Origin of the sequence: Aliagarivorans marinus DSM 23064 (genome assembly GCF_000429485.1) — a bacterium.
In the GTDB taxonomy this organism is placed as follows: domain Bacteria; phylum Pseudomonadota; class Gammaproteobacteria; order Enterobacterales; family Celerinatantimonadaceae; genus Aliagarivorans; species Aliagarivorans marinus.
In genome coordinates, this window is record NZ_AUBY01000009.1 from 70,577 (window position 1) to 89,726 (window position 19,150).

The 19,150-nt window shown below is 55.4% G+C and carries 23 protein-coding genes; 8 read left to right on the top strand and 15 right to left on the bottom strand.

Annotation, left to right across the window (positions count from 1 at the left end; all coding sequences use genetic code 11):
- Positions 1-62: 62 nt before the first annotated feature.
- The 3 genes from hpaR to G461_RS0102180 form a co-directional block, all read right to left on the bottom strand.
- Positions 63-497 carry a homoprotocatechuate degradation operon regulator HpaR gene (gene hpaR, locus G461_RS0102170; RefSeq protein ID WP_026970598.1) on the bottom strand — a complete coding sequence of 145 codons (435 nt, stop codon included), beginning with the start codon at positions 495-497 and terminating at the stop codon, positions 63-65.
- A gap of 229 nt (positions 498-726) precedes the next feature.
- Entirely contained in the window at positions 727-1,542 is an 816-nt protein-coding gene (locus tag G461_RS0102175; protein ID WP_026970599.1) for a hypothetical protein, read from the bottom strand.
- Positions 1,543-1,740: 198 nt separating this feature from the next.
- A complete protein-coding gene (locus G461_RS0102180) occupies positions 1,741-2,649 on the bottom strand; it encodes a LysR family transcriptional regulator (protein ID WP_026970600.1) in 909 nt (302 codons plus the stop codon).
- 103 nt (positions 2,650-2,752) lie between these two features.
- Between G461_RS0102180 and chrA the strand changes: the two genes are divergently transcribed.
- Positions 2,753-3,889, top strand: a complete 1,137-nt coding sequence (chrA, locus tag G461_RS0102185; protein ID WP_026970601.1) for a chromate efflux transporter — start codon at positions 2,753-2,755, stop codon at positions 3,887-3,889.
- Between the two features lie 146 nt (positions 3,890-4,035).
- Here the strand turns inward: chrA and G461_RS0102190 are convergent, their stop codons facing one another.
- A complete protein-coding gene (locus G461_RS0102190; protein ID WP_035479001.1) occupies positions 4,036-5,223 on the bottom strand; it encodes a BaiN/RdsA family NAD(P)/FAD-dependent oxidoreductase in 1,188 nt (395 codons plus the stop codon).
- An 85-nt stretch (positions 5,224-5,308) separates the two neighbouring features.
- Here G461_RS0102190 and G461_RS0102195 point away from each other — a divergent pair, with 85 nt between their 5' ends.
- Complete coding sequence (locus G461_RS0102195; RefSeq protein ID WP_026970603.1) at positions 5,309-6,151, top strand: substrate-binding domain-containing protein; 843 nt, start codon at positions 5,309-5,311, stop codon at positions 6,149-6,151.
- Between the two features lie 11 nt (positions 6,152-6,162).
- Here the strand turns inward: G461_RS0102195 and G461_RS25330 are convergent, their stop codons facing one another.
- The 4 genes from G461_RS25330 to G461_RS0102215 are packed head-to-tail and all read right to left on the bottom strand — an operon-like array spanning position 6,163 to position 9,585.
- Entirely contained in the window at positions 6,163-7,317 is a 1,155-nt protein-coding gene (locus G461_RS25330) for a hypothetical protein (RefSeq protein ID WP_026970604.1), read from the bottom strand.
- Positions 7,318-7,335: 18 nt separating this feature from the next.
- A complete protein-coding gene (locus G461_RS0102205; protein WP_245587134.1) occupies positions 7,336-8,235 on the bottom strand; it encodes an HAD family hydrolase in 900 nt (299 codons plus the stop codon).
- A complete protein-coding gene (locus G461_RS23025; protein WP_035479006.1) occupies positions 8,150-9,133 on the bottom strand; it encodes an alpha/beta fold hydrolase in 984 nt (327 codons plus the stop codon). The genes G461_RS0102205 and G461_RS23025 overlap by 86 nt, the downstream gene beginning before the upstream one ends.
- Before the next feature lie 2 nt (positions 9,134-9,135).
- Entirely contained in the window at positions 9,136-9,585 is a 450-nt protein-coding gene (locus G461_RS0102215) for a DUF2214 family protein (protein ID WP_051333300.1), read from the bottom strand.
- A gap of 127 nt (positions 9,586-9,712) precedes the next feature.
- On the opposite strand from G461_RS0102215, the gene G461_RS0102220 reads away from it, so the two are divergent.
- The gene (locus tag G461_RS0102220) at positions 9,713-10,600 is read left to right on the top strand and encodes a DMT family transporter (protein ID WP_026970607.1); all 888 of its coding nucleotides are present in this window, start codon (positions 9,713-9,715) and stop codon (positions 10,598-10,600) included.
- A gap of 22 nt (positions 10,601-10,622) precedes the next feature.
- Here G461_RS0102220 and G461_RS0102225 read toward each other — a convergent pair whose 3' ends face one another.
- Complete coding sequence (locus tag G461_RS0102225) at positions 10,623-10,967, bottom strand: DUF2500 family protein (RefSeq protein ID WP_026970608.1); 345 nt, start codon at positions 10,965-10,967, stop codon at positions 10,623-10,625.
- A 148-nt stretch (positions 10,968-11,115) separates the two neighbouring features.
- Between G461_RS0102225 and G461_RS0102230 the strand changes: the two genes are divergently transcribed.
- Genes G461_RS0102230 through G461_RS0102240 form a run of 3 tightly spaced genes read left to right on the top strand, consistent with a single transcriptional unit; the run spans position 11,116 to position 13,313 of the window.
- Positions 11,116-12,834 (top strand): intermembrane phospholipid transport protein YdbH family protein, encoded by a 1,719-nt coding sequence (locus G461_RS0102230; protein WP_026970609.1) that lies wholly within the window; start codon positions 11,116-11,118, stop codon positions 12,832-12,834.
- Entirely contained in the window at positions 12,789-12,980 is a 192-nt protein-coding gene (locus G461_RS23030) for a YnbE family lipoprotein (RefSeq protein WP_051326466.1), read from the top strand. Before G461_RS0102230 ends, G461_RS23030 begins: the two co-directional genes overlap by 46 nt.
- Positions 12,981-12,989: 9 nt before the next feature.
- The gene (locus G461_RS0102240; RefSeq protein ID WP_026970610.1) at positions 12,990-13,313 is read left to right on the top strand and encodes a YdbL family probable chaperone protein; all 324 of its coding nucleotides are present in this window, start codon (positions 12,990-12,992) and stop codon (positions 13,311-13,313) included.
- Position 13,314: 1 nt separating this feature from the next.
- On the opposite strand, the gene G461_RS0102245 is transcribed toward G461_RS0102240, so the two are convergent.
- The 4 genes from G461_RS0102245 to G461_RS26200 form a co-directional block, all read right to left on the bottom strand.
- Positions 13,315-14,283 carry a LacI family DNA-binding transcriptional regulator gene (locus G461_RS0102245; RefSeq protein ID WP_026957483.1) on the bottom strand — a complete coding sequence of 323 codons (969 nt, stop codon included), beginning with the start codon at positions 14,281-14,283 and terminating at the stop codon, positions 13,315-13,317.
- A gap of 194 nt (positions 14,284-14,477) precedes the next feature.
- On the bottom strand, positions 14,478-14,810 hold the full coding sequence (locus G461_RS0102250; RefSeq protein WP_026970611.1) for a hypothetical protein: 333 nt from the start codon (positions 14,808-14,810) through the stop codon (positions 14,478-14,480).
- On the bottom strand, positions 14,807-15,121 hold the full coding sequence (locus tag G461_RS0102255) for a DUF1820 family protein (RefSeq protein WP_026970612.1): 315 nt from the start codon (positions 15,119-15,121) through the stop codon (positions 14,807-14,809). Before G461_RS0102255 ends, G461_RS0102250 begins: the two co-directional genes overlap by 4 nt.
- A gap of 127 nt (positions 15,122-15,248) precedes the next feature.
- Positions 15,249-15,395, bottom strand: a complete 147-nt coding sequence (locus G461_RS26200; protein WP_169720128.1) for a hypothetical protein — start codon at positions 15,393-15,395, stop codon at positions 15,249-15,251.
- 211 nt (positions 15,396-15,606) lie between these two features.
- Between G461_RS26200 and G461_RS0102265 the strand changes: the two genes are divergently transcribed.
- Together G461_RS0102265 and G461_RS23035 are read left to right on the top strand one after the other, a co-directional pair.
- A complete protein-coding gene (locus tag G461_RS0102265; RefSeq protein ID WP_026970613.1) occupies positions 15,607-16,002 on the top strand; it encodes a SirB2 family protein in 396 nt (131 codons plus the stop codon).
- Positions 15,995-16,228 carry a hypothetical protein gene (locus G461_RS23035; RefSeq protein ID WP_084428942.1) on the top strand — a complete coding sequence of 78 codons (234 nt, stop codon included), beginning with the start codon at positions 15,995-15,997 and terminating at the stop codon, positions 16,226-16,228. The genes G461_RS0102265 and G461_RS23035 overlap by 8 nt, the downstream gene beginning before the upstream one ends.
- A 31-nt stretch (positions 16,229-16,259) precedes the next feature.
- On the opposite strand, the gene G461_RS0102275 is transcribed toward G461_RS23035, so the two are convergent.
- The gene (locus G461_RS0102275; protein WP_026970614.1) at positions 16,260-17,708 is read right to left on the bottom strand and encodes a TrkH family potassium uptake protein; all 1,449 of its coding nucleotides are present in this window, start codon (positions 17,706-17,708) and stop codon (positions 16,260-16,262) included.
- A gap of 15 nt (positions 17,709-17,723) precedes the next feature.
- Entirely contained in the window at positions 17,724-19,100 is a 1,377-nt protein-coding gene (gene trkA / locus G461_RS0102280; RefSeq protein ID WP_026970615.1) for a Trk system potassium transporter TrkA, read from the bottom strand.
- Positions 19,101-19,150: the final 50 nt, after the last annotated feature.

Here is a 19,150-nt window from a genome sequence, read left to right on the forward strand (position 1 = left end):
ATTTTAATCTATTGAAATATATAGATAAAACCCAAGCCGTTGGCCTGGGTTTTAAACGGGGGCTAGTCTTCCAGACTATCGAGGCGCTCTAGCACTTGATCTAACAGCTCGCTTAACTCGTCGACTTTGTCATTGCCGATATCGGCGCGCATCTTGTCATAGCACTTTTCCACCTCTGGGCTGAGGTCGTCGAACAGATCCCGTGCTGGTGCAGTCATGCCAACCACAAAGCGGCGTCGATCTTCTGAGCCCTTGCGCTTATAGATGTGCCCGGCCTGCTCCAGCCGGTTCAGTATGCCGGTCATACTTGGGGTCAGGATATTACAGTACTCGGCGAGTTGAGAAGGCTCTAGCTCTTTATATTCGTAGAGTGCTCGCAGAACTCGCCACTGTTGTTCGGTCAATTCATACTGCAAAAACAGCGGACGAAAATAGCCCATTAGCTTGTCGCGGGTACGTAACAGCTTGAGCGGTAACGAGTCGTTAAACTTTCTCATGGGTTGGGATTGTCTCTTCGGTACATACATTAAATATACTTAAGTTCTGGCGTACTGTTTAGTTATTGTTGCTGATTCTGTAACCAGATCATGTAAATGAAGCCGCATTCTACCAACTATAGTAGAGTAAGCAGTTGATTTAATGCAGATATTAAGTAGAGATCTGAGCGGTTGCTGGCAAAGCGATTCGCCCTAAGCGTTGAACATCGTCGCTATCCCTTGGTGGTGTTCAATGTGCATGACCGAACAAGTGTCGGCTCAGGTTGGGGCGCTGTGCAATGGGGCTACGTAGCAACTTGGCTTGATCGGAGAAGCGAAACTCGCCATTGATGAGCAGCTCTTGCAGAGATGGCCATTGATCGGCGCTAAAGCATTGCGAGGGGATCCGATAGCCGCCGTCTATTTCGCTTTCCGCCAGATCGATGTACAGATGCTCAACGCTATCTAAGCGACAGGAAAGCAGGTTACTCACCGTGAGCTGGCTAAGGCCGACATCGGTAATGCCGCCTTCGTCGCATAGCGCCACACTTAACTCGCGTAGCTGGGGCAGATGGCAGGGGCGCGCCAGTTCGAAGTGTCCGTGTATCGCAAGAGCCTGCAAGTTGGCCAACTGTTCCAGTAGCGCGCTGAGCTCACCGAGTTGGCCAAATTCGCCCACCGTGTTTTGAAAATGTTCCACTTCACCAAGGCTGAGGCCTACCAGGGCTGGCCATTCGCTCTGCTGCATGGCCTGTACAAAACTGGCGTAGTCGCGGCCGCCACCCAAGGCGTCGGTAGAGCTGCCAAAGCGCAGCCAGGCTATCTGCTCAGCCCAAGGGCTTCGGCAAAATGCTTGAAAGATACCCAAGCCCTGCTCGCCCAACCAAAAAGCAACGTGGCGGACATTATCGAGTTGCGAGAGGGTCGGCGGTTGATAGCCTTCGCGCAGCTGAGTACCAATAATCAGCTCCCCATCCGGCGAAACACAGCACGCGTTTTGTTCGAGTAAAACGCTAAGTTGCTGGTCAAAACTCAGGCTTGAATTGGGGATTTCGACTGCAGCCACTGACTACTCCTTGGATAAATTTCTGGCGGGGCCATTCCAGTTGGCGCTCCGTTCCCGCTTGGCTTTGCCTACTGTGCCATCACCCAAGGGGGAACTGCAAGTCGTGCTGGTATTTCAGTGACAGAATAATCATTTTTCTTGGTAGTCGCTGATTTTTGTCGGACGTTTAGCGGAGTTAGCCGCACGATCGGGGGCTAATCAATCAGCAGCAAAAACCACTTGTTGCAACAATGCACGCAGCCAGCGGCTTTTCTCGTTGGCGAGTTTGTGGTTCAGGGTAATGGCGGCAATGGCGAAGTCACTGACCGGGATAGGGGGCGCGGCATACTCCAGAGCGCGCGTTTGTTGGGCCATTAGTCGTGGGATGATGCAGATTAAGCGACGCCCCTTAATAAGCCGGGCCAAAGTCAGGAAGTTGCTGGCCGTTGCCACAACATGTCGTGTTAGCCCTAGTGATGCTAATTCTCTATCTACCTGTGAGCTAAATTCGCCCGCGGGGCTAAGTAGTACTTGCTCGATGCCAGCAAAGTCTTGGGGTGACATCGAGCCTGATAGCGATAGCACTTCGGGGTCGTAGAGGCAGACATGCTGCTCGGTGTAGAGGTGTTCAGAGCTATAGCCCTTGGCCAGTGGCGAGATACTGCCGATGACCACATCGAGCTTGTGCGCTTCAAACTGCTGTTGGTAGTTGCTGCGGTTAACGTTGATAAAGCTTACCCGACACTGCGGCGCCTGCAGGCGCAGTTGATCGTAGATCATCGGCGCAAACACCTGCTCGGCGTAGTCGGTCAGGCCAATCCTGACTACTCCTTGGTAGCTGGCTGGCTCAAAGCGCTCTTGTTGCAGCACATCATTGCTGATCTGCTGAAGTATCTGCTCGATGACTGGCGCTAACTGATCGGCTTTTTCGGTGGGCTGCATGCGATAGCCGCGTCGTTCAAACAGCGGATCTGCAAATAGCTTGCGTAGCTTTTGCAGAGTGTGGCTCATCGCCGACTGGCTCACATAGCTCTTGGTTGCAGCACTGCTGACACTGCGCGTGCGGTAGAGGGTGGTAAATGCGACCAACAGGTTCAAGTCGACTTTTCGCCAATCGATTTCGCTCACAGGCAATCCTGTTTTACTAATAGTAGTAATTAAAACTACCAATTTGATTCATGAATGTCGATTCGCCAAGATCGCCAACATCGTTATCCATGTTGGTGTTGTTATGTTTACCCTGTTTAAAACCTTCTTTTTACTAGGCTGGTTCAGCTTCGGTGGTCCGGCGGCGCATATCGGCTATTTTCGCCAAACCTTCGTACAGAAGCTGGGTTGGTTGAGCGATGAAGAGTACGCCCAATTAGTCGCGCTTAGTCAGTTTTTGCCGGGGCCGGGCTCAAGTCAGGTCGGCTTTGCCATCGGCTACCGCAAGGGCGGTATGTTGGGGGCGTGGTTGGCGTTCCTCGGCTTTACCCTGCCTTCGATTATCATTATGTTGCTGCTGTCGGTACTGAGTCATCAGATCGCCGGCGCGCCGCTGTTCGAAGCCGTGGTGCATGGCTTGAAGCTGCTTGCTGTGGTGGTAGTGGCTGATGCCACCATGGGGATGTTCCGCAGCTTTTGCCAACAGCGTCTGACGGTGGTGTTGTGCGTGGCGACGGCCGTTGCCCTGTTGGTGTTCCCCTCGCTATGGGCGCAGATGGGGGTATTGCTGGTGGCTGCGCTGGTTGGGTGGGTTATGTTGCAATCGGACTCCGCTGCATCTTTCGAACAACCTAAGTTCAAGCTAAGCGCGCTGCTGTTGTTTGTCGCCTTGCTGCTGGGTATGCCGCTGTTGGCCGGCCTGCATCCCGGGGTAGAGCTGTTCAGTGAATTCTATCAAGCCGGTTCGATGGTGTTTGGTGGTGGTCACGTGGTGCTGCCATTGCTGCAGAATCTGGTGGGCGATCAAATATCGCAAGACGCGTTTTTAACTGGCTACGCCGCCGCCCAGGCCGTTCCCGGTCCAATGTTTACCTTTGCTACCTACATTGGTTACGAGTTGCTACCAGCGGCTCCATTGGCCGGTGCCCTGATCGCCACCTTTGCGGTATTCCTGCCGGGCTTCTTGCTAGTGATTGGCGTGATCGGTAACTGGCAGAGCCTGGCACAGAAACCGCGAGTGGCCGGAGCGCTGAAAGGTGTAAACGCCTCGGTGGTCGGTCTGCTGCTGGCTGCACTATACACTCCGGTGTTTGATAGTGCGGTAAGCTCAAACCTGGATATGGCCCTGATCGTGGTGGGGATGTTTATGCTCAAACAGTTGAAGCTGCATATCGCGTGGGTGATAGCCTTCTTCGCTCTATGCGGTGGGGTCTTGTTCTAGTTAGGCAATCGCCAGTTAGTTAAAAGCCCGTGTAATCTCAGAGACTGCCCGGGCTTTTGTTTTTGTGTCAGCAAGTGAGTTTATCCTCGCACTATCAACCCCATATTAAGGCGCTATTCACAAGCTTATCCACATGCATGTAGGAGTTAGCAAGCCAGGCCCGCGGCCATACCTGAGGCCCACGCCCATTGGAAGTTGTAGCCGCCGAGCCAGCCGGTCACATCCATCACCTCACCGATAAAATACAGCCCCGGCACTTGGGTGGATTCCATGGTCTTTGAGCTGATCTGGGCAGTATCGACTCCACCGAGCGTAACCTCGGCGGTGCGGTAGCCCTCGGTGCCATTCATCACCAGCTGCCAGTTATTCAGCGTGGCGGCTATCTCTTCGCGCTCGCCGTGGCCAAGCTGATTGAGAGCTTTGCCTAGCTGGGTCTCATCAAACAAGGCTTCCACTAAGCGCTTGGGCAGCCACTGGGCGATGGTGTTGCGCAGGCTTTGTTTGGGGTGCTGGCTGAGCACCTGCTCCAGCAGCGCAGGTGCATCTTGGCCGGGAAGCAGGTTGATATGGATGGCTTCGCCAGGCTTCCAGTAGTTGGAGATCTGTAACACTGCGGGGCCAGACAGGCCGCGGTGGGTGAACAGCAGCGCTTCGCTAAACTGCTTGCCATTCTCGGCGGTGATGGTAGCGGGGACTGCGATACCCGATAAGGCCTCAAAACGCTGCTTGGTGTCGGCATGCCAGGTGAACGGCACCAGACCGGCGCGGGTTGCGGTAACCGTGTGGCCAAACTGCTCGGCGAGTTGATAGCCAAACGGGGTTGCGCCAAGTTTAGGCATTGATAGCCCGCCGGTTGCTACGACCAGCGAGTCACATTGCAGATCGCCGCTGCTGGTTTTTAGGGCGAAACCTTGCTCATCGAGTGCCGTTATCTCAAGTAACTCACAGCGCATCCTCAGCTTAGCACCAGCCCACTCACACTCAGTTAACAGCATATCCACAATCTGTTTGGCGCTGTCGTCGCAAAACAGTTGGCCGTGGTCGCGCTCGTGATAGTCGATGCCATGGCGCTCAACCAGCTCAATGAAATCGCTGGAGGGATAGCGAGCCAGCGCCGATTTCACAAAGTGGGGATTGCCACACAGGTAGTTCTCTGGGCTGACACTGAGGTTGGTGAAATTGCAACGGCCACCGCCGCTAATCAAGATCTTGCGGCCAGGCTTTTTGGCGTTATCGATCACCAACACCGAGCGGCCCCGATAGCCGGCTTGTGCAGCACACATTAGCCCTGCGGCACCAGCGCCAATGATGATTACGTCAAAGTGTTCAGTCATATCTACCCCCAAAATCAGGCGCCATTGTAATGACTATACTGAGTTGTGTCACCGCTGGTTACTGTCGCAACAAAGAGGCACGGAAATGCTCAACACCCCTTCAGCTAAACCTTGGTTGTTAACCTTACTGCTATTCGTCTCACACTCTACCTTGGCTTTTGCAGAGCGCTTGGTACTGGTTGGCTCGGATACGGTATATGCCTACCTGCAGCCACATACTTGGGAGATCGAGCAAGAACTGGGCATCGATATTGTAATCCGAGCCGGTGGCGAGCATGTCGGGATGGCAAAGCTGGATAGCCACTCTCAAGATGTGTTGGCAATGCTATCTCGCCCGCTCAGCGAGGAGGAGCTAGCTAGTGGGCTTCTTCAATATCACTTCGCAGAAGACGATGTCGCGGTGTTAGTCAATGAGGCCAATCCTGTGGAGCAAGTGAGCATGCTGCAACTCCAATCGTTGTATCAAGGCGATATGACCTGGCACACGTTAGGTTTTGTGGCTCCTGTTTCCTGGATGAGCTTGGGAGATCAGGATAGTACGTCGCAGTTTATGCATCGGCATCTAGGTGGTGAGGCATCTCTGTCAAACCATCACGCGGTATTCGCAGGGGTTGAACAGCTTGTTCAGCAGGTGTCGCGAGTATCCGGCGGTGTGACGTGGATGGCGCATGCCCAAGTCGTTTTTCGTCGCGATGAGAACGTAAAGATGTTGTCGGTTGAGGGGCATAAGCCGGGTTACCAGGACTATCAGCTGCGACGTCCCTTACAACTGGTGAGTCGTCAGCCGTTGACAGCTAAGCAACGGCAACTAGTGGAATGGCTGCGTAGTCATCCATTGCTGGACCATCATGTACAGCCTCACAGTGGCCCTGATACGCAGGCGTCAGAGCCTAATCATCATGAGGCGCATGATGATCATCACCACTGAGAGGCTCTCGTTCAATAAAGGCGCTGACCTACTCCCTGAGCAAACGGCTGGGCGCGCAAACTGACACCACTGTAGGGAAAAGGCTGACTGAGTCGTGGCTGGATTGATGGATTGAGTGGATAGCTAAAGCCATCGTAGCGCAGCGCCACGATTCCCGGGTTGGCACCACCCCCAGATACTTGAAGCAACAGATCTTGCCAGCCGTTGTGGCTGTTCGCCGAGATAATCAGCGGGCTGTGTACCAAGGTGGTTCGGCTGACAAAGCGGTGATGGCCGTCTTGCTGTTCGAAGGTCAGCAGGGTGCAGCCGCCGCTGCCACACCAGTTGACATACACCAGCAGTTCGGCCACTCCGTTGCCGTTGAGATCATACTCCCACCACTGATAACGCTCGCCCTTGGGCGTGGTTCGGTGCAGTTCAAAGTAACGTTGTAAGGCCGCCTCCACCTTGGGGTTGGCAGCGCTACTGGCATCAAGTGTGGTAAGGCTGTCGGCCTCAGCCTGTACCGGCAGTGCTGGTTGAGAGGGTAAGGAAGCCGTCGCTGGCGCTTGTGGCTCGGTGGCGAAGGGCAGTAGCGCGCAGCCGTTCAGCTCGCGCTCAGGCGTTTGCAGGGTGGCTTGATAGGCAAAATAAGCGCCGTCCATGGTGCCACGACAGGCCCCTTGGCTAATCTGTAGCTGATACTGCTGGCCGCGCCAGTACATGCCCTGTTGGCTAACGCCTTGGTCGAGTAAGGCATCGCTTGCTTCGCCGTTGATGCTGGTTAAGCGAAGTTGCGACGGGTCAACCGTGACTCGCCAGCCCGGCTCATTGCCCATGGCGGTAATACGGGTTCGCTGTTGCTGGCAGCCGCGGCTTTCTGGGGCGATATGCTGCCAGCGTAACGCGCTGAGCTGCTGCTCTTGCCATACACCCTGTACTTCCACATAGGGGCGAGTAAAGCGCGGAAACTCCGCTAGCAACTGTTTATCTTGGAGGGTTAACGCCAATGAGTAGCGCTGCTCATCACACCCTTTGACGACAAAATCGCTGCCCTGCTCGACCAAGATGCCTCTGACCAAGGTTTGGTTATCGCTGCTCACCGTCTCAGTGGCCAGCGCTGAGGAAGCGAAAATAACTAGCGCAGCGTTGAGCGATAGCAGCAAACGAGGCAGTTGAGGCAGCATGGTCATTCCCTTAATCCGTTAAAGGTTGAACGTGGCCTCTAAGTAGTTGGCCACACCATCATGATGGTTACTGGTGGTTTGCGGAAGATGCGGCAGGCGCTGCTTTAGTCGTTCAGAGGCATTTGCCATAACCACTCCGGTACCCACAACTTGCAGCAGCTCGACATCGTTCATGCCATCGCCAAAGGCGATGCAGTCTTGAGCGCCTAGCTGTTGTTGCTCTAACAAGAACTGCAAGGCAGCGCCTTTGCTGACTTCTGGCGACATCACCTCGAGGCAGTTGCTCATCGAAGCGGTGACACTGATAAGATTGCCAAACTGCTGCTTAAGTGCTTGTTCTAATGATAGCAATTGTTCTGGCTCGGCAACGAAAAACAGCTTACTGATGTGATTACCGGGGTGGGATGCCAGTGCGCAGAGTCGATAGACGAAGCCCGACTCTTCGGTGTAGGCCAGCGCCAAAGGATTCTCTTGCTCGACCAGCCACTCATCCTCACAGTAGGCGTTGCGCAGCACTGGGAAGCTGGCGCTAAAGGCCAGTAGTTCGTGGAACAGCGAGGGCGCGAGATCGGCACGGTGGATGATTTCGCCTTGAGGATTATGCACCCGCGCACCATTGGCGGTGATTAAGTACATCGGAAAGCCGATCTGCGCGGCGATGTGCTGAACATCGCAGTGATGGCGGCCGGTGGCAATGGCAAAGTGATGGCCCTGCTGGTGCAGGCGACGGATGGTGTCGCGGTTGCGCGCGCTAAGTTGGTGGTGCTGGTTTAGCAGCGTACCGTCTAGGTCGCTGACAATAAGGCGTTGCATCGAGATCTCCAAACAGGCATCAGCGGCTTGGGGGATCGGCAAAGAACTGGCTGACTCTCTCCAAGGCGTGGTTTCGTAGTTCGTCACGTTCGAACAGTATCTCATGGCGGGCTTGCTTGATCACCACCACTTGCTCGCCACGGGCGGCGCAAAAGGCGTCTTGCTCCGCGGCGGTGACCACGCTATCCAGCTCTGCCTGTAAGACCAGCAAGGGGATCTGGATCTGGTCGGCTTGCTTGATGGCCTGACTCATCGTCTCAAAGCTTTGTGCTAGCCAGCGGCTACTTGGCCCACCTAAGCGGATCAGCGGGTTCTGCTGATATTGCGAGTACATATTCTGATAGCGCTCAGGGCAGCGGCTCAGCTCGTTGTCTTGGTAAGGCTTTTCCTTGTAGGCGCCTTGCCCCGGGGCATAACGTGGCTTTTGTTTAAACAAGCGACCCAGTGTAGACAAGGTCTTGGCCAGTACTTTGGCGATGGGTTGTGGCACAACGCCAGTATTGATCCCAAACATCGGTGCACATAGAACCGCCGCCTCGATATGACCGGGGTAGAGCTGTAGATAGCGTGCGGCAATACAGCCTCCCATTGAATGGGCGAGCAGCACTTGCTGTTGGTAGGCGACGCGCTTGCTTTGCTGCTGGATGATCTGGTTCAGGTCGTCGGCGTAGTAATCGAATTTGGCGACATCACCGAGTTCTTGCTGGTCAGATTCTCGCTCTGAGAAGCCTTGGCCACGATGGTCGACAATCAAACAGTCGTAGCCTTGCTGAGCAAAGTCGAAGGCCAGCTCTTGATATTTGATGGCGGCTTCACTGCGCCCCGGTGATATCACCATTAACTGCTGGCTGGGGAAGGGGGCACTGAGCAGGTAGTAGTTGATGCTCAGGCCAGCTTGTCCTTCAATCTGGTATTGCTGACTGTGTTGCTGCCAGTAGGGCAGAATCGAGGCTTCATAGGCCTCGGGCAATGCGCTGGCTTGGGTAAATGGCAGGGCGCTCAACGCTAGCTACCCATCCGCGATAAGGCCACCAACATCGGGATTACTAACAGTGAGCATAGCTCCAGTCGAATCAACCAGATAACCGCGCCATGTTGACGGTAAGAGATCATCGATGGGCTGCCCTGACGGATGGCTTTCCGCCAGCGATAGAAGGTGGTGGTGGGATACAGCGACAGTAAAACCACTACAAAAAACACCAACATCTTCAGACCGAAATAAGGGTTATCAAGGTAGTTGGCGGAGACTTCTTCAAAGATCACGATGCGCATGGCACCGGTGATAAAAATCATGATGGTGGAAAAGGCATGCAGAAAGTCCGCCATGAGCAGCTTTTCGACATCGTCTTCGCGCATTCCCTGGCGAAACAGAAACGCTTCAGAGCATAGAGCACCGGCAAGCAATACGATGGCTATCACGTGAAGTCCGGCATTGATTGCTTGAAGCAGCATCATTCAGCAGCTCTCATCGGTGGGGGTGTCCTTTGCAAGCGTTGTCAGCGAAAACGCGATGTTACTGCAATTCACACTATCATGCCATAGGCGAGCTTGGTAGCCTACAAGTAGTTGAAAAGGAAAGCTTATGCAGGGAAAAAACGGGGCCTATTGGTTGTTGCTGTTACCGCCATTGTTCTGGGCCGGAAACTTTATCGCTGGGCGGCTGGTGGCTGACTCAGTGCCCCCCATGGCGCTGTCGTACTGGCGTTGGGTGCTGGCCATGTTACTGGCGCTGCCCTGGGTAGCTGGTGGGATGTGGCGCCAACGTAGGGTTATTGCTAAGCATTGGGGCATCTTGTTACTGCTGGGCACCTTGGGCGTTGCCAGCTTTAACTCTTTGGTTTACTTGGGGTTGCAGAACACCACCGCGACCAATGCCTTGATCATCAACTCCACCATTCCGATGTTTATCCTGCTGTTCAATTGGGCCTTGCTCAAGGGCGGGTTGGATAAACGCCAGTTGCTGGGAATGCTGCTCTCTTTCCTAGGGGTGTTGGCGCTGTTGGTAAAAGGAGACTGGCGCTCGCTCAGCTGCTTGCAGATTAACGCCGGCGACCCTTGGATCGTGCTGTCCTCGATGGTGTGGGCGGGCTACTCGTTGGGACTACGCTTTAAACCGGCGGAGTTAAGTGGTGGGAGTTTTCTCGGGGTTACCTTAATCATTGGCGTGCTGGTGCTCAGCCCGCTCTACTGGTGGTGGATACCGCGCACACCATTTGCGCTGAGCCCACTGAATGTCGGCGCGCTCAGCTACGTGGCGATCTTTCCTTCGCTACTGGCCTACATGGCATGGAATCAAGGGGTGAAGGTGCTTGGCGCGGCCACCGCCGGGCAGTACATCCACCTGATGCCCTTGTTTGGCGCGGGGCTGTCGCTGACCATCCTCGACGAGCAGCTGGCATGGTTCCACGCCCAAGGTGCGGGCCTGATTGCCCTTGGTCTGGTGATGGCCTTGTATCGTTCGGCGCGTTAGTTCTTTTAAACCAGCAGCCTGGCTATTTCGGGTGAAAGCTCACAAACTGGGTGCCTTGCACGGTGAGCTCTCCTTGTGCCCCCTTTTTTAACTCGCGAAATATCCCGCGTTGGATCTCGAAGCGGCGTGCTTCCCCGCCTGCTGAGGGCTGAAAGTCCACGAAGTAACGGCAGCGTTCGGGGAAGTTCTCATGGGCATCGGGGTTAGGTGAGCGGCGAACCGGGCGTTCTTCCAGTTCGGTAATGGTGGCATCGAGCGAGTGGAGCGGTTGTTGTCGGTTCCAGCGATTAACTTGGGCCTTTCGCCAAAACTGGAAGGCTGATAAGGATAAGATCACGATAAGTGCTAACAGCCACCACCACGGCATAACAATTCTCCTGTTAAAAATTCATCCATAGTATAGTTGTCATTAAGGAACTGTCTGAGTGACCACAAGCTACCGATTTAGCAAGATTTTTTAGGTTTCTCGGCGAATACAGAATGTCTGGCTGAAAGTCCTCAGCAGGGAGCGTTGGATGTGGCAAGCGACTAGCAAATCAAAGTGGTTGATCGTGCCGTTGGCCTCGCTGTATTTTTTTTCCTTCCAGCTTCAAGCATCGGTGACGGCGGGCTGGCAGGTCCTCAGTTGGGGAGGCTGCCCACAGCTACGGGTTGGCGAGTTCGCTCTGGAGCAATCGAGTTGGATGCTTTCCTCACTGGATATCGACCTGAGCTGCAGCCAAGAGAACCCCGCCGATAGCGCCCCTCCGTCCCCAGAGCAGCTCGATGCGCAGCTGCAGCAAGCCATCTCCGCCCTTGCCCAGTTGCCACTGCCTAAGCAACTCAATTTGGTCGTTAGCGATTGGCAGGTCACCAGCCCGAACCTGCCGCCGCTTTCAGGTTCTGCCACGCTCCAGCGGGACCACGACAGCTGGTCGCTGCAGCTAGTCGAAGATAGCGGTAGCCAGCTTGAACTCACCCTGCACGCGCACACGCCGCCAGCGTTGCGCGCTAGGCTCTCTAGCTCCCTGTTAAACGCGCTTGGTGTTGCTGAGTTCATCAACCAACACTATCCCGCCGCACGCTTACAGCCTTTGCAGCTAAATGCCAGCTTGGCAGAAGGGCTGTGGCAGGCGGAATTGGCGCTAGGTGATCTCAGTGCGCAACTCGAGCTGGAGATGACCGCACCTTGGCTGATGCATGCCCAGTTTTCGGCAGTCACTTTGCCGAATGACCTGCTGCTACCTGCCAGCCAATGGCAACTCACTCCTGATCTCTGGCAGCTCGGGATGGCGGATTGGAACATCGAGGCGCAAGGGCGCTGGCAGCTGGCGCCACTGGCACTGAGTGGGCGCTTTGCGGTGAAGCAACTGCAGCTACCACTGGCCGACTTGGTGCCGGGGGCCAGTGACTTTCGTTGGCTCAGCGGGCAGGCCAATGGCCAGTTCGCCTATCAGCCTGAGTCGCTCACACTCTCCACCGATGTTACGGCGCTCAATGCATTACTGGGCGATAATCCCATCAAGGACGCTGCGCTCAGCGGCTATCTGGAGTACCAACCCGCTCAAGGCTGGCAGCACCAAGGCGAATGGTGGGTCGACGAGATAGATATTGGCCTGAGCTTACGCTCGCTACAAGGCAGCTGGCAGCAGCCTTGGCAGCCAGAACCTTTGGCGATCGAGGCCCTGCAGCTCAGCCCGCTGGCGTTTCAGTTGCTCGGTGGTGAGGCTGTGGTGAATCTGCTCTCGCTATCACCGACCTATAAAGGACAGCTGGTGTTCAGCGGCGTCTCGCTGCCGAGTCTGAGTGGCTTGTACCCGGATATTGGCTTGCTGGTGGAGGGGGAACTGGCCGGTAGCTTGCCGTGGCAGTGGCAAGGGCAGGGCGTATCGGTGGAAGGTGGGAAGCTGTTTGTTGAGCGCCCGCCGGGACGGATTAAGATCAACCACGCTGCCTTGGCGAGTCTCAAGCAGCAGCATCCCGGGCTGGACTTCTCGCTGAGCTTGTTAGAGGATTTTAATTACAGTCAGTTAGGGGCCGAAGTGGACTTCAGCCCCGAGGGCGATCTGGATATGCGGGTGAACCTTTATGGCCGCAATCAACAGGTATCGCCAAGGCCGGTAGAACTCAACTACCATCATCAAGAGAATATGTACCAGTTACTGCGCAGCTTGCGCATTGGCGACCAACTATCAGGACAGGTGCAACAATGGATAGATACCGTAACAGGTTCTGCTTCCTCGCCCTCACCGTGATGTTGTTTGCGTGCACCCCCCGCGTGGAGGTGGCCGTCGACAAACCTATCACAGTGAATTTAAACGTGAAGATCGACCACGAGATCCGGGTCAAGGTCGATCAACAGCTGGACGAGTTGTTCAGCGAAGACAGCGGACTATTTTAGGAGAGCATGATGACGTGGAATAAGTGGTTAATCGCATTACTGCTGAGTGTCAGCTTCTCAAGTATGGCGCTGGATTTGGCCGATGCGAAACAGCAAGGCTGGGTGGGCGAGCAGCGTAACGGCATGCTGGCGGTGCTCAGCAATCAGAGCGGGGTTGCCGCGCTGGTGGCCGATGTGAACAAGAAACGTGAGAGCCGTTATAAGAAGATTGCCGCCGACAACAACCTTAGTGTTGAGCAGGTTGGCCAGCTAGCGGGTAAGAAAGCGATAGAGCGCAGTGACCGCGGGCATATGGTGGAAGCCGCCGACGGCCGCTTTGTCGCCAAGCCCTGAGTTAACTCGACTCGCGCAGTACAAAGCTGGGGGAAACCATTACGCCCTCAGCTTGTTCCTGACAGACCCGTTGAGCGCCCAGCTCTCCCATCTCGTTGAGCGGCTGGGCCACGGTGGATAGCGCCGGATGAGATAGCTGCGCATAGTAGTTGTCATCGTAGCCCACAATCGCCAGTTGCTCGGGCACCTTAATTCCTAACTGATTAGCTGCGCGAATCGCGCCTGCCGCCATATTATCGTTGCAGCAGAACAGCGCGTCGGGGGCAAACTTGGGCAAAAACTCCAAGGCTTGCTGATAGGCGAGCTGTTCTTGCATCTCGGCGTTGAGGATCGCGCCTTGCTCCAGGCTGACCCCTTTGCCGCTCAACTCATCGAGAAAGCCCGCCATGCGCTCATTCACATCGGGAATATGCTCTGCGCCACGCAAACAGGCGAGCTTTTTATAGCCGCGCTCCAGCAGATGACGCGCTACCATGCGGCCGCCCAGATCCTCGTCCACCCAAATACACTGAGACTCCAGCTCGGGAATGCGGCGACCCAGCACCACCATGTTCTTTATCTTGCCATTAAGCTCCAGCAGCATCTCGGTGTTAAGCCGCGAGGTGAGCACCAGTAAGCCGTCGATCTGGCGACACTGCAGGAAGTTAATCGCTTCCAAGGTTTCGTCGTTGGAGTGGCCGCCAGCGGTGACAATCAAGTGCTTACCTAGTCTGCGCAGCTCATGCTGTACCGCGTGAATAATCTCGCTATGGTAGGGGCCAGATAGGGTCTCAACCACCATCCCAATACAGTTGGAATGACGTCGCGCCAAGGATTGGGCAACTGCATTGGGGTGGTAGTCGAGCTCGTCGATGGCGGCTTGGATCTTACGCTTGGCCTTGTCGGAAACGTTGGGACTGCCATTGAGGTAGCGCGAAACCGTACTGCGCGAAACGCCAGCATGCTCAGCAACTTTGTAGATGTTTACCACGTATTTTCCTTGACTGTCTGCCTTTGGCAGGCGCTGTTATGGTTATCGTTGGGTGTCGGGCGGTAAGCAAAGCTCCGCTAAACAGGTGGAACTGCAATCACCTAACTATGCAGATTGGTATACCACCGCTGTTGTGAAAAAGCATCCGTTGCTCTGGCGGTTTCATCGGCACCATCGCGAAATTGAGAGGGCTCTCACTGCTGCTGCAGGTAGCGCTGCAACTCATGTTCAATGGCGGTCAAGCATGCCTGGCACTGCGCGATCAGTTCGGGATGCTGCGCCGGGTCGCTGTGCTTGCTCTGCTCCAATAGATAAGTGAGGCGGGGGCTGCATACCACCGCGGCCAAACCTTGCAGTTGGATCCGCTGGGCCACCTGAATCTCACCCAGTTCGCTGGCTTGATTGAGTAGCTGCTGCTCTTGGGCGAGTCCGTCTAACACTTGGGCCAACCAGTCGGCCAGCAGGGCCGGTTGAGAGTATTGAGCGAATAGCTTGGGCCAGTCGAGCAGGGTATCGGAATGACTCATGACTGACTCGGGGTGTAGATCGGCCCGGGAAAGGGGGTGACCGAGCCGTGCTCTTGGATCTTGGCTGGTCCGGCTTTTTCTACCGCATCAATGCGCAGGATACTGTGCATTGGCACAAAGGTGCGCTGCACCTTGGAGAACTCGCTTTTGAGTTTCTCCTCGCTGGGGTCGACCAACAGCTGGGCGTGGTTGTCGAAGACGAAGTCGGCCAGTTCTATAAAGCCGAACAAGCTGCTCTGGGTGACTTCTTTTACGTAGACCTCGTAGCGTTTATCGCCGAGGTTGAACAATACTCGATAGACCTGATCCATGGTTACCACTTGTGGACTAAACGTTATCTGACGGGGTGTGTTGGTGCATTGTATACAGGTGGGAGTGGCGAGAGCAGCAAATTTTGGTCAGTGTGAACAAAAAAGGCAGCCGAGGCTGCCTTTTTCTCTATTCTTCATCTTCGTGGTTGGGATCGCGATACTGTGACATTTCTTGTGGATCGATCCCAAGCTCTTCACAGGCATCGATAAACGAAGCACCGGTGTGGCACATCAGGATTTCGATTGCAGGTAAGAGCGAATGAGCATCTGCCATATTGCTTTCCTTTGCACTAATTGTTGACCGAATTCCCTCTGCAGAGGGCCGTACACTTTGCCATAGCAAACTGCGTTTGTTTAGTGAGTTCTATCACAATATAGCAGAAGAGCTACCCGACTTTAGTGGCAGAGTCGCCCCGGGAAAACTTTGTAAGTCGGCGTCTCAATCGATACACTGCATTAAATACAATCACTTAAAAACAACAGTAATGGCTAATCTTTACCCCATGCTTAAACACTTGCATATGACGTTTGCTTTGTTAAGTGTGATCGGCTTCACGTTTCGCTGGGTGCTGGCGTTATGTAACTCGCCCATCCGCCAGCAGCGTTGGCTGAAGGTGGCACCGCATATTATCGATACGGTGCTGCTGGTTTCGGCCCTGATGTTGTGCTGGATCCTCCGTCAGTATCCCTTTGTCAGCCTATGGCTAAGCGCCAAAGTCGGCTTCTTGGTGCTGTATATCTGGCTGGGTTTGGCGGCGCTGAAGTGGGCCAAGACTCGCGCTAAGCAGCTACTTTATGGCTTGGCTGCGCTGCTGTGCTTTGCCCAGATCTTGGCGATCGCCTTCTCTCGCTCACCGATGGGGTTGTTGGCCGGTGTTTGAGTTACTGCTACGCCCCTTATTGCATAACCTGTGGCGGCTTTCCTCGCTACTGAGCTTCCCGCTGATCGCCTACCTGTACTGTCAGGTCAATGAGCTGAGCTTTGCCGACCTCGACCAAGGCAGCAACTGGCACAAAGGCGCAGTGGTGGGCTTATATCTGGTGTATCTGTTGGTGTGGTGGAAGCTCAATCCTCGGGTCGGCCGGGTGAGTCAACACAAGCTCTAGCCCCAAGCCCAAGCAAAAAGCAAAAGCAGGCCTAACTGTAGCGCCAATAACGCGGTAGCAGCAGCACCACAAAGGTCAGCACTTCCAAGCGGCCCAGCAACATACCAAAGGACAACAGCCACTTGGCTAAATCGGGCAGCTCGTGGAAATTATGGTCAGGTCCAATCACCCTACCTAGCCCCGGGCCAACGTTGGCCACGGCAGTGACCGCGCCGGAGATGGCGGTCACCGGGTCGAGGCCAATCAGCGCCAGACAGGCCGCCAGCAAGATAATGGTAAAGCCGAAGGCCATCAAAAACGCAATTACCGAACGAATCGTGTCTTCACTGACAATCCGCCCGTTATAGCGCTGCGGGTAGCAGGCGCGTGGGTGGATCAGTTGATTCAGTTGGCGCTGTAGGATCCCCCAGGCAATCTGAAAGCGGAATAGCTTAACCCCGCCGGAGGTGGAGCCGGAGCAAGCGCCGCAGACCATCAAGAAGGCAAACAGGACCGTGGTAAAGCTGCCCCAGTGGCTGAAGTCGGTCAGGCCAAAGCCGGTGGTGGTGACGATGGAGATAATATTGAACACGCTGATGCGGATCGCCGCCTCCAGTGGAAACTTGCCCTCCAGCCACAGCCACAAGCTCATCATGGTGCCCACCACCACAACCAACCAGATAAAGCCGCGTACCTGAGTGTCGTTAAAGACCTTACTGATTTGCCGCTGACGCAGCCCGGCGATAATCAGCAAGAACGGCATGCCGCCGAGGAACATAAACAAGCTACCGACCCAGTGACTGGCATGGGAGAAGTGGGCCATCGACTCGTCCGAGGTGGAATAGCCGCCGGTGGAGAGGGTGGTCATGGCATGGTTGGTGGCGTGAAACCAGCTCATACCGCTGAACTTGTAGGCGAGGGTGCAGGCTAAGGTTAGGCCCAAATAGAGCCAAACCATATTGGCCGCCACATGCTTGGTTTTGGGGTTGCCTTTGTCGGACCAATCGGAGGATTCGGTCTGGAACAGGCGCATCCCGCCCACATTCAAGAACGGCAGAATCGCCACACTCAATACGATAAAGCCAATCCCGCCGAGCCACTGCAGCATCGAGCGCCATAGCAAGATGGTGTAGGGCATATCATCGAGCCCCTGTAGCACGGTGGAGCCGGTGGTGGTTAGCCCTGACATCGCCTCAAAGCAGGCGTCGGTCCAGCTTATGCCGTGGTAAAACGCCAGCGGCAGCGCGCCGAACAGCCACACCAGCAGCCACACGCTGCTGGTGAGCAGGAACATCTCGCGCACTTGCAGGTGGAAGGGGCGCTTACGGCCGATATGGATCAGCAGTAATGCGACGGTTTGGGTCAGCAAAAACGCGTAGATAAAGTCGACATACTCTGGCTCGTTATGCCAGATACCGATCGCCAACGGGGCGAGCATCGCCAGTGCCAGCTTGGAAAGTACCAAGCCAAACACCAGCGCGAGGGGGAGTAAGCGGTCCATCACTTTGCCCAGAGATTAAAGGAAGAACGGGCTCGGCTGGAACAGTCGTTCGACTTCGGGGATAAACTTCTTATCCACCAAGAACATCACCACGTGGTCGTCCTGCTCAATCACGGTATGGTCGTGGGCGATAATCACCTCGTCGCCCCTTACAATTGCACCAATGGTGGTGCCGGGAGGCAGTTTTAGTTCGCCAATGCTGCGTCCCACCACCTTGGAGGTGTTCTCATCGCCGTGGGCGACTGCCTCGATGGCCTCCGCTGCTCCGCGTCGTAGTGAGTACACGTTGACGATGTCGGCCCGGCGAACATGGGTCAGCAGGGCGGAGATGGTGGCTTGCTGCGGCGAGATTGCGATATCAATGGCGCCACCTTGCACCAAGTCCACATACGCGCCGCGTTGGATCAGTACCATCACTTTCTTGGCGCCCATGCGCTTGGCCAGCATCGCAGACATGATGTTGGCTTCGTCGTCATTGGTGACCGCGATAAACACGTCCACCTGCTCGATATTCTCTTCGCTGAGTAGCTCTTGGTCTGAGGCGTCACCGCAGAACACGATGGTGTTGTTGAGCTGCTCGGCCAATTGTTCGGCGCGGCGCTGTTTGCGCTCAATCAGCTTAACGCTGTATGAGCTCTCAAGGCGCTTGGCCAATGCGGCACCGATGTTACCGCCGCCGACAATCATGATGCGGCGATAGGCACGTTCCAGCTCTTGCAGCTCGCTCATTACCTCGCGGATATGGGCGCTGGCAGCAACAAAGAACACCTCGTCATCGGCCTCGATCACGGTGGTGCCTTGCGGGCGGATCGCCCGGCCCTGACGGAAGATAGCGGCTACCCGCGCTTCGACATTGGGCATATGGTCTTTCAGCAACGACAGCGCGTTGCCCACCAATGGGCCGCCATAGTAGGCCTTGACCGCCACCAAGCCGACCTTACCGTGGGCGAACTCCATCACCTGCAGGGCGCCGGGGTAATCAATCAAGCGGCTGATGTAGTTGGTCACCAGCTGCTCTGGGGCAATCAGGTGGTCGAGCGGGAAGGCCTCGTCGTTGAACAGCGCCTCTTTCTCGGCCAACAGCTCTTCAGAGCGGATCCGCGCCACCTTGTTGGGAGTGTTAAACAGGGTGTAGGCCACCTGACAGGCGGCCATATTGGTTTCATCGCTGTTGGTCACCGCGACCAGCATGTCAGCGTCTTGAGCGCCGGCTTCGCGCAGCACATTGGGATGGGCGGCATGGCCGGTCACCACCTGCAGGTCGAAGCGGTCTTGTAGATCGCGTAAGCGTTCGGAGTCGGTATCAACGATGGTGATATCGGATTTTTCGCCGACCAGGTTCTCGGCCAACGTTCCGCCGACCTGACCTGCACCAAGAATAATAATTTTCATTGCCTAACAACGCCTTAGAAAGTTGTCGAGGTTAGTTTGCGGGCATCTTG

What these genes read in the sequence shown, in the direction of transcription:
- G461_RS25330 (WP_026970604.1), bottom strand. Translation starts at nt 7,317, where the DNA reads ATGCTGCCTCAACTGCCTCGTTTGCTGCTATCGCTCAACGCTGCGCTA.
- chrA (WP_026970601.1), top strand. Translation starts at nt 2,753, where the DNA reads ATGTTTACCCTGTTTAAAACCTTCTTTTTACTAGGCTGGTTCAGCTTC.
- G461_RS0102195 (WP_026970603.1), top strand. Translation starts at nt 5,309, where the DNA reads ATGCTCAACACCCCTTCAGCTAAACCTTGGTTGTTAACCTTACTGCTA.
- G461_RS0102220 (WP_026970607.1), top strand. Translation starts at nt 9,713, where the DNA reads ATGCAGGGAAAAAACGGGGCCTATTGGTTGTTGCTGTTACCGCCATTG.
- G461_RS0102230 (WP_026970609.1), top strand. Translation starts at nt 11,116, where the DNA reads ATGTGGCAAGCGACTAGCAAATCAAAGTGGTTGATCGTGCCGTTGGCC.
- G461_RS0102240 (WP_026970610.1), top strand. Translation starts at nt 12,990, where the DNA reads ATGACGTGGAATAAGTGGTTAATCGCATTACTGCTGAGTGTCAGCTTC.
- G461_RS0102275 (WP_026970614.1), bottom strand. Translation starts at nt 17,708, where the DNA reads ATGGACCGCTTACTCCCCCTCGCGCTGGTGTTTGGCTTGGTACTTTCC.
- G461_RS0102255 (WP_026970612.1), bottom strand. Translation starts at nt 15,121, where the DNA reads ATGGATCAGGTCTATCGAGTATTGTTCAACCTCGGCGATAAACGCTAC.
- G461_RS0102250 (WP_026970611.1), bottom strand. Translation starts at nt 14,810, where the DNA reads ATGAGTCATTCCGATACCCTGCTCGACTGGCCCAAGCTATTCGCTCAA.
- G461_RS0102215 (WP_051333300.1), bottom strand. Translation starts at nt 9,585, where the DNA reads ATGATGCTGCTTCAAGCAATCAATGCCGGACTTCACGTGATAGCCATC.
- trkA (WP_026970615.1), bottom strand. Translation starts at nt 19,100, where the DNA reads ATGAAAATTATTATTCTTGGTGCAGGTCAGGTCGGCGGAACGTTGGCC.
- G461_RS0102190 (WP_035479001.1), bottom strand. Translation starts at nt 5,223, where the DNA reads ATGACTGAACACTTTGACGTAATCATCATTGGCGCTGGTGCCGCAGGG.
- hpaR (WP_026970598.1), bottom strand. Translation starts at nt 497, where the DNA reads ATGAGAAAGTTTAACGACTCGTTACCGCTCAAGCTGTTACGTACCCGC.
- G461_RS0102265 (WP_026970613.1), top strand. Translation starts at nt 15,607, where the DNA reads ATGGCTAATCTTTACCCCATGCTTAAACACTTGCATATGACGTTTGCT.
- G461_RS0102205 (WP_245587134.1), bottom strand. Translation starts at nt 8,235, where the DNA reads ATGAGATACTGTTCGAACGTGACGAACTACGAAACCACGCCTTGGAGA.
- G461_RS26200 (WP_169720128.1), bottom strand. Translation starts at nt 15,395, where the DNA reads ATGGCAGATGCTCATTCGCTCTTACCTGCAATCGAAATCCTGATGTGC.
- G461_RS23030 (WP_051326466.1), top strand. Translation starts at nt 12,789, where the DNA reads ATGGATAGATACCGTAACAGGTTCTGCTTCCTCGCCCTCACCGTGATG.
- G461_RS0102225 (WP_026970608.1), bottom strand. Translation starts at nt 10,967, where the DNA reads ATGCCGTGGTGGTGGCTGTTAGCACTTATCGTGATCTTATCCTTATCA.